This window comes from Streptomyces sp. NPDC104106, assembly GCF_055584345.1.
Genome location: NZ_JBVJMF010000005.1, coordinates 188,558 through 201,663, shown reverse-complemented (window position 1 = coordinate 201,663; position 13,106 = coordinate 188,558). Strand labels below are relative to the sequence as shown.

Here is a 13,106-nt window from a genome sequence, read left to right as displayed (position 1 = left end):
CGCTCAGGCGGCCCGCGGGCCCCGGAACGTGCGCCGGTAGGCGTTCGGTGTGGTGCCGAGCACGCGGAGGAAGTGGTGTCGCAGCGCCGCCGCCGTACCGAACCCGGACCGCGCGGCGATCGCGTCCACCGTCTCGTCGGTTCCCTCCAGCAACTCCTGGGCGCGCAGTACCCGTTGGCGCAGGACCCACCGGTACGGAGTGGTCCCCGTCTCCTGCTGGAAGCGGCGGGCGAAGGTGCGGGGGGACATGTGCGCGCGGGCGGCGAGCTGCTCGACGGTCACCTCCGCCGCCAGGTGCTCCTCCATCCACACCAGCACCTCGCCGACGGTGTCGCACGACCCCTTCGGCAGCGGCCGCTCGATGTACTGCGCCTGCCCGCCGTCCCGGTGCGGCGGTACGACCATCCGCCGGGCGATCTTGTTGGCGACCTCGGGTCCCTGCTCCTTGCGCACGATGTGCAGACAGGCGTCGATCCCGGCGGCCGTACCGGCGGAGGTGATCACCGGATCCGCGTCGACGTACAGGACGTCCGGCTCGACGGCGACGCGCGGATAGCGCCGGGCCAGCTGCTCGGCGTGATGCCAGTGCACCGCGCAGCGCCGGTCGTCCAGCAGCCCCGCGGCGGCCAGCACGAAGACCCCGGAGCACACGCTCAGCACCCGGGCGCCCCGAGCGACGGCCCGGCGCAGCGCGTCCAGCAGCTCCTCGGGATACTCCCGCACGGCATACGTCTCCCCGGCCGGCACGGCGATCAGATCGGCCTCCTCCAGCCGCTCCAGGCCGTACGGCGTGGACACGCTGAACCCGCAGTGGGTGCCCAGCAGCGGTCCCTCGGCCGAGGCCACGGCGAAGTCGTAGACGGGAAGTCCCTCGTCGCTGCGGTCGATGCCGAACACCTCGCACACGACGCCGAGTTCGAAGGGATGCACCCCGGCCAGCAGCACGGCGGCCACGTTCTTCAGCATGCTGTCAGTGTGCCGCGCCGATGGCAGTAATTCGAGGGTCTGCGGCAGTCCTGCCACTGTCATGCTCGTGGCCCGCCCATGATGCTGACAGGCATGAACACATTCCTCGACTACCTGACGGTCCTGTTCGTTCTCGCGCTGCTCGCGGCTCCGGCGCTCGTGGGACAGCTCCACGAGCGCCGGATCGACCGTCAGCTGAAGGCGAACCCGGTTCAGAACTCCTCGTCCAGGTCCACGGTGCCCTCCACCGCGACCTGGTACGCCGACGGGCGGCGCTCGAAGAAGTTCGTCAGCTCCTGAACACCCTGCAGCTCCATGAAGGAGAACGGGTTCTCCGAGCCGTACACCGGGGCGAAGCCGAGGCGCGTGAGGCGCTGGTCGGCGACGCACTCCAGGTACTGGCGCATCGACTCGGTGTTCATGCCCGGCAGGCCCTCACCGCACAGGTCGCGGGCGAACTGCAGCTCGGCCTCGACGGCCTCCCGCAGCATGTCGGTGACCTGCTGCCGGAGCTGGTCGTCGAAGAGGTCCGGCTCCTCCTTGCGGACGGTGTCGACCACGTCGAAGGCGAAGGACATGTGCATGGTCTCGTCGCGGAACACCCAGTTGGTGCCCGTGGCGAGGCCGTGCAGCAGACCCCGGCTGCGGAACCAGTAGACGTACGCGAAGGCGCCGTAGAAGAACAGGCCCTCGATGCAGGCCGCGAAGCAGATGAGGTTCAGCAGGAAGCGCCGGCGGTCCGCCTTCGTCTCCAGCCGCTCCAGCTTCTCCACCTCGTTGATCCACGTGAAGCAGAACTGCGCCTTCTCGCGGATGGACGGGATGTTCTCGACGGCCGCGAAGGCCGCCGCCCGGTCGTCCGGGTCGGGCAGATAGGTGTCCAGCAGCGTCAGGTAGAACTGGACGTGCACGGCCTCCTCGAAGAGCTGGCGGCTCAGGTAGAGCCGCGCCTCGGGGGAGTTGATGTGCTTGTACAGCGTCAGCACCAGGTTGTTCGCGACGATCGAGTCACCCGTGGCGAAGAACGCGACCAGACGGCCGATGAGGTGCTGCTCCTCCGGCGTCAGCTTCGCGAGGTCGGCGACGTCCGAGTGCAGGTCGACCTCCTCCACGTGCCAGGTGTTCTTGATCGCGTCCCGGTAGCGCTCGTAGAAGTCGGGGTAGCGCATCGGGCGCAGGGTCAGCTCGAAGCCCGGGTCGAGAAGATTGGCGTTACGGGACATCACTGGCAGGCCTCGCAGGACTCGGGGTTTTCCAGGGAGCAGGCGACGGCGTCGGGGTCGGCGGCCTGCTGGACGGGGATGGTCTTCCGGGGCTGCGCCTGGGCCGCGCGGGCGATCCGGGTCGCCGGGCGGGAGCGCAGGTAGTACGTCGTCTTCAGGCCCGACTTCCAGGCGTACGCGTACATCGAGGAGAGCTTGCCGATGGTCGGCGTCTCCATGAAGAGGTTCAGGGACTGGGACTGGTCCAGGAACGGGGTGCGGGCCGCCGCCATGTCGATCAGGCCGCGTTGCGGGATCTCCCACGCGGTGCGGTACAGCGCCCGCACCTCCTCGGGGATCCAGGCGAAGTCCTGCACGGATCCGCCCGAGTCCCGCAGCGCCTCACGGGTGCGCGCGTCCCACACGCCCAGGTCCTTCAGGTCCTGCACGAGATAGGAGTTGACCTGCAGGAACTCACCGGACAGCGTCTCGCGCTTGAACAGGTTGGACACCTGCGGCTCGATGCACTCGTAGACGCCCGCGATGGAGGCGATGGTCGCGGTGGGCGCGATGGCCAGCAGCAGCGAGTTGCGCATGCCGACCTCGGCGACACGGCCGCGCAGCGCCGCCCAGCGCTCGGGCCAGGTCAGCTCGACGCCGTAGTGGTCGGGGTGCAGCACGCCCCGGGCGGTACGCGTCTTCTCCCAGGCCGGCAGCGGGCCGCTGCGCTCGGCGAGGTCGGCGGAGGCCTCGTACGCGGCGAGCATGATCCGCTCGGCGATCCGCGTGGACAGGGCCTTGGCCTCCGGCGAGTCGAAGGGCAGGCGCAGCTGGAAGAAGACGTCCTGCAGACCCATCGCGCCCAGGCCGACGGGGCGCCACTTGGCGTTCGACCGCCCGGCCTGCTCGGTCGGGTAGAAGTTGATGTCGACCACGCGGTCGAGGAAGGTGACGGCGGTGCGGACGGTCTCGTCCAGCCGCTCCCAGTCGAGGTCGCCGGCCGCCGTGTCCACGAAGGCGCCCAGGTTCACGGAGCCCAGGTTGCAGACCGCGGTCTCCCCGTCGTCCGTGACCTCCAGGATCTCGGTGCAGAGGTTGGAGGAGTGGACGACGTGGCCGGGCAGGGCCGTCTGGTTGGCGGTGCGGTTGGCCGCGTCCTTGAAGGTCATCCAGCCGTTGCCGGTCTGCGCGAGCGTGCGCATCATGCGGCCGTACAGCTCACGGGCCGCGATGGTCTTCTTCGCGAGGCCCGCCTGCTCGGCCTTGCGGTAGGCCGCCTCGAACTCCTCGCCCCACAGGTCCACCAGCTCCGGCACGTCGGCCGGCGAGAACAGCGACCACTGCTCGTCGGCGCCCACCCGGCGCATGAACTCGTCCGGGATCCAGTGCGCGAGGTTCAGGTTGTGCGTACGGCGGGCGTCCTCACCGGTGTTGTCCCGCAGCTCCAGGAACTCCTCGATGTCGGAGTGCCAGGTCTCCAGGTACACGGCGGCGGCGCCCTTGCGCCGGCCGCCCTGGTTCACGGCCGCCACCGAGGCGTCCAGGGTCTTCAGGAACGGCACGATGCCGTTGGAGTGCCCGTTGGTGCCACGGATCAGCGAACCGCGGCTGCGGATGCGGGAGTACGACAGCCCGATGCCGCCGGCGTGCTTGGAGAGCCGGGCCACCTGGTGGTAGCGGTCGTAGATGGAGTCCAGCTCGTCCAGCGGGGAGTCGAGCAGGTAGCAGGACGACATCTGGGGGTGCCGCGTGCCGGAGTTGAAGAGCGTGGGGGAGGAGGGCAGGTAGTCGAGGCGGCTCATGAGCCCGTAGAGCGCGGCGACTTCGTCCACGGAGCGGCTGGTGTCGTCCTCGGCGAGACCGGCGGCCACCCGCAGCATGAAGTGCTGGGGGGTCTCGATGACCTTGCGGGTGATCGGGTGCCGCAGCAGGTAGCGGCTGTACAGGGTGCGCAGGCCGAAGTAGCCGAAGCGGTCGTCGGCGCCGGTGTCGACCAGGCCGTCCAGCCGTTCGGCGTGCAGCCGCGCGAACTCGGCGGTCCGGTGGGCGATCAGGCCCTCGCGGTGGCCGACGGCCACGGACTCGGTGAAGGACGTCACGCCCTGGGAGGCGGCCTCGGCGCGCAGCGACAGGGCCAGCAGCCGGGCGGCCAGCCGCGAGTAGGCGGGGTCCTCGGAGATGAGCCCGGCGGCGGCCTCCGTGGCCAGTTCGCGCAACTCCGCCTCGTCGGCCCGGGCGGAGCGGCCGCGCAGCGCGGCGGCGGCGACCCGGCCGGGATCGGCGTCGGGGAGGTCGGCGGTCAGCTCGGTCAGGGTCCGCAGCAGCGCGGTACCGGGACCGTCGGTGTCCTCGGTGTCCAGGCCGCTGGCTGAAGCCGGATCTGCGGGCGCGATGGTCACGTGGGGCTCTCCCTCGCTCGGCACGGGGGCCTTGCGGAGGGCAGGGGGCAGCCACGAGCGCGCACGGCGTCGCGTCCACCGGCCCATTCCACGAGGCCCGGACGTCGGAAGGCACCCGGGCCGGACGGCCGGGCGCACGCTGCCGGCAGGTCCTCGGACTGACGCGAGCGCGCGAATGCACGCAAGTACACCGTTGCGGGACAGTTCCGGATTCGCACCGGATTCCCCTGCGGCGACAGCGAGGATGAGCATACATCTAGTGCCGGGCTGTCATGGCACCCCCAGATGTTGTGTCTGTTGTGTGTCGCGGCGGCTTCAGAGTGTCAACTCGTAAGCGAGCAGGGCGATGTCGCAAAGCTCCGGCAGGGGGTTCCAGTCCCGCTCGGGTGTGCGGACGAAGCCCAGGCGTTCGTAGATGCGGTGGGCGCTGTGCATGCTGCGCTGGGTGGACAGCACGACGGCGCGGCAGCCGTCGGTGGCCCGTGCGCGGTCGACGCAGGCCCGGACGAGGGCCTCGCCGACGCCCCGGCCGCGCGCCGCGTGGGCGACGGCCAGCATACGAATCTCGGCCTCTTCGGGGCGGGCTATGTCGGCCATGGGCCCGCCGTACGGCACGAACGTGACGCCGCCGAGCACGGTTTCCGCCGCCGCGGCGACGAGCACCTCGGCGTCGGCGGCGCGCTTGGCCACGTCCCGCAGCTCGGCGAGGTAGGCGTCGCTCTCCCCGAAGTCGAGGAGGCCGTCCTGGAGGTAGGCCCGGGCGGTGATCTCGCCGAGGGCTGCGTAGTCGCGGGAGGTGGCCTGCCGGATCACGAAGTCCATGGCACCGAGTGTGCCGGACGGATACGGCGACGGGCCGCCGGATCTCCTGCGACGGCCCGTCGCCCGGCGGTCGCTCAGTGGCCGGCGCCCGCGGTCGCCGGCGGCAGCTCGACCTGCACCCCCGGGTCGCCCGCGTCCGCCGTGTAGTCCTCCGGCCTGGTCTCGTCCAGGCCCTCAGGGGCCTTGACGGCCTTCAGGACGAGGGTCAGGACCACGGTGACCAGGACGTTGAGGACGAACGCGGTGAGGCCGATGTAGCCGATCTCGCCGATGCCGGGGATCTCCTTCGCCGAGCCGCCGAAGTGCTTCTGGGTCGGGGAGGCGACGCCGTACGCCGCGACCGTGCCGTAGACCATGCCGACCGCCCAGCCGGCCAGCAGCGCCCAGCGGTGGAACCAGCGCGTGAACAGGCCGCCGACCAGGGCCGGGAAGGTCTGCAGGATCCAGATGCCGCCCAGCAGCTGGAAGTTGATGGCGACCGTCTTGTCCATGGTGAGGACGAAGACCAGGGCGCCCACCTTCACCAGCAGCGACACGAACTTGGAGACCTGCGCCTCCTGCTTCGGCGTGGCGTCCGGCTTGATGAAGTCCTTGTAGATGTTGCGGGTGAACAGGTTCGCCGCCGCGATCGACATGATCGCCGCCGGGACCAGCGCCCCGATGCCGATCGCCGCGAAGGCCACGCCCGCGAACCAGCTCGGGAACATGTCCTCGAACAGCTGCGGGATCGCCAACTGGCCGTTCTTCACCTTCACTCCGGCCGCGATCGCCATGAAGCCCAGCAGGGCCAGCAGGCCGAGCATCAGGGAGTACAGCGGCAGGATCGTGGTGTTGCGGCGGATCACCTCACGGCTCTTCGACGACAGGGTCGCGGTGATCGAGTGCGGGTACATGAACAGCGCGAGGGCCGAGCCGAGGGCCAGCGTGGCGTACGTCCACTGGCCCGCCTCCGGTGGCACGAGCGCACCGCGGGGCTTGCCGGTGGCCGGACTGATCTGGCTGAACGCATGGCCCGCCTTGGCGAAGATCTCGTCGAACCCGCCCAGCTTGACCGGGATGTAGATGATCGCGACCGCGATGACGATGTAGATCAGGGCGTCCTTGACGAACGCGATCAGGGCGGGCGCGCGCAGACCGGACGAGTAGGTGTAGGCGGCCAGCACGCCGAAGGCGATGAGCAACGGCAGGTCCCGGACGAACCAGTTGGTGCTGCTGTCCCCGCCGACGCCCATCACGTCCAGCACCGCCTGGATGCCGACGAGCTGCAGCGCGATGTACGGCATCGTCGCCAGGATGCCGGTCAGCGCCACCGCCAGCGACAGACCCTTGGAGCCGAAGCGGCCGCGTACGAAGTCCGAGGTCGTCACGTACCCGTGGCGGTGGCTGACGGACCACAGGCGTGGCAGGAAGGTGAAGATCAGCGGGTAGACGAGGATCGTGTAGGGCACCGCGAAGAAGCCGGACGCGCCCGCCGCGTAGATCGCCGCCGGTACGGCGACGAAGGTGTACGCCGTGTACAGGTCACCGCCGAGCAGGAACCAGGTGATCCACGTGCCGAACGACCGCCCGCCGAGGCCCCATTCGTCCAGCGAGTGCTCGTTCTCGGCCCTGCGCCAGCGCGCGGCGAGGAAGCCCATGACCGTGACGGCCAGGAAGAAGAAGATGAAGACGCCGAGCGCGACGCCGTCGACCCTGTTGTTCACTTCGCCGCACCGCCCTTCTGGACGGCACGGGCGCGCTGGTCACGCTGCCACAGCTTGTACGCCGTCATCGTGAGCGCCGTGGAGACCAGCACCCAGGCCATCTGGTACCAGTAGAAGAACGGGATGCCGATGAACGCGGGGTCGGTCTTGGCGTACGAGCCGACCCACAGCATCGCCACGAACGGCGCGACGAGACACAGACCGATGATCACGCGGACCGGTGTCACCACCGGAGGTCTCACTTCTGGTGCTTCGGACATGCCACGGCTCTCCGTCCCCTCGCTGATCACCTGTGTAATGCGCAGGCAATCTAGGTGACGCTGTCGCGACAGCGGAAGACCTCGTCCGCATATCGGTATATCGATTCAGCGAAGGCCTCAGTCCGCCGGGCGCTTGAGCCGCGCGACGAACTTGTAGCGGTCCCCGCGGTACACCGACCGCACCCACTCCACCGGCTTGCCCTCGCGGTCCAGGGAGTGGCGCGAGAGCATCAGCATCGGCAGGCCCACGTCGGTGCCGAGCAGGCCCGCCTCGCGCGGGGTGGCCAGGGAGGTCTCGATGGTCTCCTCGGCCTCGGCGAGGTGGATGCCGTAGACCTCGGCGAGCGCGGTGTACAGCGACGTGTACTTCAGCAGGGACCGGCGCAGGGCGGGGAAGCGCTTGGCGCTCAGATGCGTGGTCTCGATGGCCATCGGCTCGCCGTTGGCCATGCGCAGCCGCTCGATGCGCAGCACGCGCCCGCCGGCCGTGATGTCGAGCAGCCCGGCGAGCCGGTCGTCCGCGGTGATGTAGCCGATGTCCAGCAGCTGCGAGGTCGGCTCCAGGCCCTGGGCGCGCATGTCCTCCGTGTAGGAGGTGAGCTGGAGCGCCTGGGAGACCTTGGGCTTGGCGACGAAGGTGCCCTTGCCCTGGATCCGCTCCAGTCGGCCCTCGACGACCAGTTCCTGAAGGGCCTGGCGGACGGTGGTGCGGGAGGTGTCGAACTCGGCCGCCAGCGTGCGCTCGGGCGGGACCGGCGTGCCCGGCGCCTGGGTCTCCGTCATGTCGAGCAGGTGCTTCTTCAAGCGGTAGTACTTGGGCACGCGCGCCGTACGGACGGTGGTGCCGGCCTCGTTCTCCGCACTGCTGACGTCGGTGCTCATGCTCTGCCTTCCCGGCTCCCGATGCCGAAAGCGACCGACTGACTTCGGCCACGGCACACATCGTGGCACGGCTTGGTGTGTCCGGAGTCCACCCGCACGCCCCGTGATCTCCTCTGTATACCGTCGCGTCCGGTGTTGGTCTAGTCCAACGCCCCCGATGTGGGCGGCCCGTACCGGTATGCGCACCGGCACGGGCGCCGGAGTCCGCCCCGGAGGGGTCTCGGAGCTAGCGCCCGGGCAGGCGACGTTCGCCCCGTCGCGACGCCCGGCACGCTCCCCCGCTGCGCGGGAGGTGTCCCCACTCGCCGCACCGGCCGAAAGCCCAGGTACGCCCGGTACGAGGACTTCCGGCCGGCACGCCGACAGCACGCACCGGACGCCGCTCCGTGACGGGCAAACGTTGCCTGCCGGGGCACTAGATCCCCTGCCAGTCCGGCTTGTTGGCGTAGGTGTGCCGGAAGTAGTCGGCGAGCTTCAGCTTGGCCGCGGCCGCCTCGTCGACGACCACCGTGGCGTGCGGGTGCAGCTGGAGTGCGGATGCCGGGCACACGGCGGCGACCGGACCCTCGACCGTCGCGGCCACCGCGTCCGCCTTGCCCTCGCCGGTCGCGAGCAGCACCAGGTGCCGGGCCTCCAGGATGGTGCCGATGCCCTGGGTGATGACGTGGTGCGGGACCTGGTCGATGTCGCCGTCGAAGAAGCGGGCGTTGTCGACGCGGGTCTGCTCGGTCAGGGTCTTGATCCGGGTGCGCGAGGCGAGCGAGGAGCACGGCTCGTTGAAGCCGATGTGCCCGTCGGTGCCGATGCCGAGCAACTGCAGGTCCACGCCGCCGGCCGCGGCGAGCGCGCGGTCGTACGCCTCGCACGCCGCCTGGATGTCCGCGGCGGTGCCGTCGGGACCGAGGAACGCGTCCATGCCTATGCCGAGCGGCTCCAGCACCTCCCGGCGCAGCACCGAGCGGTAGGACTCGGGGTGGTCGGCGGGCAGCCCCACGTACTCGTCGAGCTGGGCGATCCGGGCCCGTGAGGTGTCCACGGCGCCGGAGCGCGTCTTCGCGGTCAGCGCCTGGTAGATGGGCAGCGGGGTCGAGCCGGTGGCCACGCCGAGCAGGGCGTCGGGCTTGCGTCGCAGCAGCTGGGCCATGGCCTCGGCGATCAGCTCGCCGCCCGCCGCGGCGTCCGGAACGATGACAACTTCCACGCTGGGCCTGCCGTTCTGAAGTGGGCTCTGTGCGTCTCTATGTGGTTTAGACCAATCTAACAGAATCGGTGTTCGACGGCGCGGAAAAGCGGGGCGGAAGAACCATGGAACGTTCGGGGTGGCAGGGTCCGTGAGCGGTCAGGTGAGAGTGTCTTCACCGTGATCCCGTGCGTCCGGGCTCGCTGCGGTCGCCATCCGCCCCCCGTCGTGCAGCCGGTCCGCGCCGAGCCGGGTGAGGAAGGAGGAGCCTTCACGTTCACGGCGAAGAGGCGGCCGTGCTCCTCCGCGCCGATCTCCGCGAACGCCTGGGCGGTGTGCCCCGGCCGCTCGGCGATGGCCCCTCCGATACCCCCGCTCGCGCTGGTGACCGGGGCGGACTTGCCCGTCGGTGCACCCATGGTCAGCCCCTCCCGATTTACCTAGTAATCGCTACACAAAAACCGTACCGCACGCTCGGCGCATTTCTCTAGGACCCGCTATAAAATGCACTCCGTGGTGGGACACGGGCAGACGCAAGAGCAGGTCAGGACGGCGCGGGGTCGCGGCCGACCGCGGTCCTTCGACCGGGCCACCGCCCTGGAGAAGGCCCTCATGGCCTTCTGGGAGCACGGGTACGAGGCCACCTCGGTCTCCGACCTCACCCGGATCATGGGCATCGGGGCCCCGAGCCTGTACGCGGCCTTCGGTGACAAGCGCAGCCTGTTCGAGGAGGTCGTCCGCGTCTACGCCGACACGCACGGCGCCTTCGGTGACCGCGCGCTCGCCGAGGAGCCCACCGCCCGCGCCGCCGTCGCCCGCATGCTGCGCGAGGCCGCCGCCGAGTACACCGACCCCGCCCACCCCTACGGCTGCCTGGTGGTGCACGCCGCCACCAACTGCACCAGCCCCGAGGTGGAGAAGCTGCTGCGCGAGCGGCGCAACGCGAACATCGCGGCCATGACCTCCCGGATCCGCGCGGACGTCGCGGCGGGCGTGCTTCCGGCCGGCACGGACGCGGCCGCCCTCGCCCGGCACGCCGGCGCGATGATCCAGGGCATGTCCCAGCAGGCGCGCGACGGGGCGAGCCGGGAGGAACTGGAGGCACTCGCGGAAATTGCCATGGCCATCTGGCCCCACGGGTGAGTCCGGCGGGCTAGGCTGCGTGGCATCGAGTGCCACCCGCGCGGTGGTCCGTCTTCGTGCACGGCGACAAGACCATGGACACACCGTTGTGGTCTAGTCCACAATTCCAAGAGAACACACCAGCCTCCGTCCTCCCCGCACAGGAGGGCGGATCGAGGAACCGGAGCTATCTGCCCTGACTGCCCCGGGCTCCTCGACCTTCGGCCGAACGGGACCGCACACCCCGCGGCCGATGATGCTCCGGGCTGCGGTGCCGGGAGGGTTGAGGGTCCCTTCCAGGCGCCGCGGCCCGCGGGTGTTTTTCGGCCGCCTTCGAACGTGCGGGTACGCTCGCAGACGTGCCCTCCATGAACGAACTGGTCCGCCAGCACACCGCCCTCGACGACTCCGACCTCGAGTGGCTCCACCTGCTGGTCTCGGAGTGGCAGCTGCTCTCCGACCTCTCCTTCGCCGACCTGGTCCTGTGGGTGCCCACCCGCGACGGCACCCGGTACGTCTCGGTCGCCCAGATGCGCCCGAACACCGGCCCCACCTCCTACCAGGACGACATGGTCGGCCACCTCGTCCCGCGCGGCCGCCGGCCCATGCTGGACGCGGCCCTGGACGAGGGCCGGATCGTGCGCGAGGGCGACCCGGAGTGGCGTGAAGAGGTCCCCGTACGGGTCGAGTCGATCCCCGTGCGTCGCGAGGGCCGGGTGCTCGGTGTGATCGCCCGCAACACCAATCTGCTGACGGTGCGCACCCCGAGCCGACTGGAGCTGACGTATCTGCAGAGTGCCTCGGACCTCGCGCAGATGATCGCGGCAGGATCGTTTCCCTTCCCGGACCAGCAGGTCGACATGGACGCCTCGCCGCGCGTCGGCGACGGGCTGATCCGGCTCGACGCGGACGGCCTCGTCCAGTACGCCTCCCCGAACGCCCTGTCCGCCTACCACCGCCTCGGCCTCGCCGCCGATTTGGTCGGCCAGCACCTCGGGCAGACCACCGCCGAACTCGCCCCGACCCGGGGCCCCGTGGACGAGGCGCTCGTCAAGCTCGCGAGCGGCTGGGCCCCGCGCGAGTTCGAGATCGAGGCCAACGACGGCGTGATCCAGTTCCGGGCGATCCCGCTCAAGCCCAAGGGCACCCGCATCGGCTCCCTGGTGCTGTGCCGGGACGTCACCGAACTGCGGCGGCGCGAGCGCGAGTTGATCACCAAGGACGCCACCATCCGGGAGATCCACCACCGGGTGAAGAACAACCTGCAGACGGTCGCCGCGCTGCTGCGCCTCCAGGCCCGGCGCATCGAGTCCGAGCGCGGTCGGGAGGCCCTGGAGGAGGCCGTCCGCCGGGTCGGCTCGATCGCGATCGTGCACGAGACGCTGTCCCAGAACCTCGATGAGCGCGTGGAGTTCGACGACATCGCCGACCGCGTGCTGGCGATGGTCGCCGAGATCTCGCCGGGCAAGGTGACCGGCCGGCGCACCGGACGCTTCGGCATCCTCGACGCCGAGGTCGCCACCCCGCTGTCCATGGTCCTCACCGAGATCCTGCAGAACGCCCTGGAACACGGCTTCCGCGAGGGCGACACCGGAACGGTCGAGGTCTCCGCCGTCCGTGGCGGTACGACGAAGGAGGCCCGGCTCCTGGTCACGGTCCAGGACGACGGCGTCGGCCTGCCCGAGGGCTTCGACCCGCACCGCTCGGGCAACCTCGGCCTGCAGATCGTACGAACCCTGGTGGAGGGCGAGTTGGGCGGCTCGTTCGACATGGTCCCGGCACCGGAGCGGGGCACGCGGGTGATCCTCGACATTCCGGTGCGGTCGCAGAAGTGAGCAAGTGCCCTGACCGCCAGGGCGTTTCGGCACAGCAGAAAGCCCCGGACCGCCATGGGTCCGAGGCTCGTGCTCGTTGCTGCTCCGCGTAGTGCTAAGCGCATCGGGGGATACTGCGCGCTGCGGCTCGGGGGCGGGAGATGCGTGCGTGGCGCACGCGCCGCCAAGCTCAGGCTGTCAGCAGGGGTGGGAATGTCAGGCGGAGGCCTGACGAGCCCGGTTGCGAGCGGCGCGGCGCTTCATGGCGCGGCGCTCGTCCTCGCTGAGACCACCCCAGACGCCGGAGTCCTGGCCGGACTCGAGCGCCCACTGCAGACACTGCTCGATCACCGGGCAGCGACGGCAGACGGCCTTGGCTTCCTCGATCTGCAGCAGCGCAGGACCGGTGTTGCCGATGGGGAAGAAGAGCTCGGGGTCTTCCTCGCGGCAAACGGCGTTGTGACGCCAGTCCATGGCTGCTACCTCTCCTTGGTATTACGTGCAGGTTGCTTGTGAATGTGAACGCTTTCACGAATCCCTCAACAAGTGAAGGGCCGACCGCCGAGTCTCCCCGGCGTGGTCCTGGGTTTGAAGAGGGGTTCTGTTGATCAGTGGAGGCCGGTGGTGCGGGCCGTCCCGATCGACACGTAGAGACTCGCAAACCTCGGCGGCGGATACAACCCCTTCCGGAAAGTTTTTTTTGATTCCTCGGTGTCGACTAGGTCACAGCCGTACTTCCATGGGGTGGATCCTGGC

At 69.9% G+C, this 13,106-nt stretch carries 11 protein-coding genes and 1 riboswitch; of the genes, 2 read left to right on the top strand and 9 right to left on the bottom strand.

The window, feature by feature from the left end; translation table 11 throughout:
• Nucleotides 1-3: 3 nt before the first annotated feature.
• From ACZ60X_RS14525 to nagB, 8 genes are all read right to left on the bottom strand, one after another.
• Nucleotides 4-966 (bottom strand): GlxA family transcriptional regulator, encoded by a 963-nt coding sequence (locus tag ACZ60X_RS14525; RefSeq protein ID WP_469597864.1) that lies wholly within the window; start codon nucleotides 964-966, stop codon nucleotides 4-6.
• A gap of 212 nt (nucleotides 967-1,178) precedes the next feature.
• Nucleotides 1,179-2,189, bottom strand: a complete 1,011-nt coding sequence (locus tag ACZ60X_RS14520; RefSeq protein WP_469597861.1) for a ribonucleotide-diphosphate reductase subunit beta — start codon at nucleotides 2,187-2,189, stop codon at nucleotides 1,179-1,181.
• Nucleotides 2,189-4,567, bottom strand: a complete 2,379-nt coding sequence (locus tag ACZ60X_RS14515; RefSeq protein WP_469597858.1) for a ribonucleoside-diphosphate reductase subunit alpha — start codon at nucleotides 4,565-4,567, stop codon at nucleotides 2,189-2,191. Before ACZ60X_RS14515 ends, ACZ60X_RS14520 begins: the two co-directional genes overlap by 1 nt.
• Before the next feature lie 127 nt (nucleotides 4,568-4,694).
• Nucleotides 4,695-4,819: riboswitch (cobalamin riboswitch) on the bottom strand.
• 63 nt (nucleotides 4,820-4,882) lie between these two features.
• Nucleotides 4,883-5,389 carry a GNAT family N-acetyltransferase gene (locus tag ACZ60X_RS14510; RefSeq protein ID WP_469597856.1) on the bottom strand — a complete coding sequence of 169 codons (507 nt, stop codon included), beginning with the start codon at nucleotides 5,387-5,389 and terminating at the stop codon, nucleotides 4,883-4,885.
• A 74-nt stretch (nucleotides 5,390-5,463) separates the two neighbouring features.
• Nucleotides 5,464-7,092, bottom strand: coding sequence for a monocarboxylate uptake permease MctP (gene mctP / locus ACZ60X_RS14505; protein WP_469597854.1), 1,629 nt, complete (start codon nucleotides 7,090-7,092; stop codon nucleotides 5,464-5,466).
• On the bottom strand, nucleotides 7,089-7,352 hold the full coding sequence (locus ACZ60X_RS14500) for a DUF3311 domain-containing protein (RefSeq protein ID WP_469597852.1): 264 nt from the start codon (nucleotides 7,350-7,352) through the stop codon (nucleotides 7,089-7,091). Before ACZ60X_RS14500 ends, mctP begins: the two co-directional genes overlap by 4 nt.
• Nucleotides 7,353-7,469: 117 nt before the next feature.
• The gene (locus tag ACZ60X_RS14495; protein WP_469597850.1) at nucleotides 7,470-8,234 is read right to left on the bottom strand and encodes a GntR family transcriptional regulator; all 765 of its coding nucleotides are present in this window, start codon (nucleotides 8,232-8,234) and stop codon (nucleotides 7,470-7,472) included.
• Nucleotides 8,235-8,649: 415 nt separating this feature from the next.
• Nucleotides 8,650-9,435 (bottom strand): glucosamine-6-phosphate deaminase, encoded by a 786-nt coding sequence (nagB, locus tag ACZ60X_RS14490; protein ID WP_469597848.1) that lies wholly within the window; start codon nucleotides 9,433-9,435, stop codon nucleotides 8,650-8,652.
• Nucleotides 9,436-9,918: 483 nt separating this feature from the next.
• Here nagB and ACZ60X_RS14485 point away from each other — a divergent pair, with 483 nt between their 5' ends.
• On the top strand, nucleotides 9,919-10,557 hold the full coding sequence (locus tag ACZ60X_RS14485; RefSeq protein ID WP_469597846.1) for a TetR/AcrR family transcriptional regulator: 639 nt from the start codon (nucleotides 9,919-9,921) through the stop codon (nucleotides 10,555-10,557).
• Nucleotides 10,558-10,904: 347 nt separating this feature from the next.
• Entirely contained in the window at nucleotides 10,905-12,371 is a 1,467-nt protein-coding gene (locus ACZ60X_RS14480) for a sensor histidine kinase (protein ID WP_469598418.1), read from the top strand.
• A 195-nt stretch (nucleotides 12,372-12,566) separates the two neighbouring features.
• Here ACZ60X_RS14480 and ACZ60X_RS14475 read toward each other — a convergent pair whose 3' ends face one another.
• Nucleotides 12,567-12,824: a WhiB family transcriptional regulator gene (locus ACZ60X_RS14475; protein ID WP_003992873.1), complete on the bottom strand. Its 258-nt coding sequence runs from the start codon at nucleotides 12,822-12,824 to the stop codon at nucleotides 12,567-12,569.
• Nucleotides 12,825-13,106: the final 282 nt, after the last annotated feature.